The sequence below is a fragment of the Bacillus sp. JJ1566 genome, assembly GCF_036962685.1.
Taxonomy (GTDB): domain Bacteria; phylum Bacillota; class Bacilli; order Bacillales; family Bacillaceae_L; genus Ferdinandcohnia.
Genome location: NZ_JBALOP010000012.1, coordinates 7,639 through 7,899 on the forward strand (window position 1 = coordinate 7,639; position 261 = coordinate 7,899).

Here is a 261-nt window from a genome sequence, read left to right on the forward strand (position 1 = left end):
CTTTGTAATTGTTTTTCTTAATATCAAACATTTTATTCGAAGCTTCTCTATTGAATGTTCCACTTAGTAAAGTAAGATTTCCAATTCTGTTGATAAAATCCTCATATTCCTCTTCAAATTGATCTAAATAAACTATCCAATCTGAATTAGGCTTCTTTGGTAGTATATGTTCAACATGAACCAAGTCATTATTACTAGGTTTAGTTTCTCCAGTACCCATAGAGTTATCTATTTTTTCCAAAATATATCTCTGTACTTTTT

General features: G+C 28.4%; 1 protein-coding gene. It reads right to left on the bottom strand.

Annotation, left to right across the window (positions count from 1 at the left end; all coding sequences use genetic code 11):
* Nucleotides 1-241: HNH endonuclease family protein (locus V7112_RS06360; RefSeq protein WP_335416864.1), on the bottom strand; the 241-nt coding region annotated here is incomplete at its 3' end.
* Between the last annotated feature and the right edge of the window lie 20 nt (nt 242-261).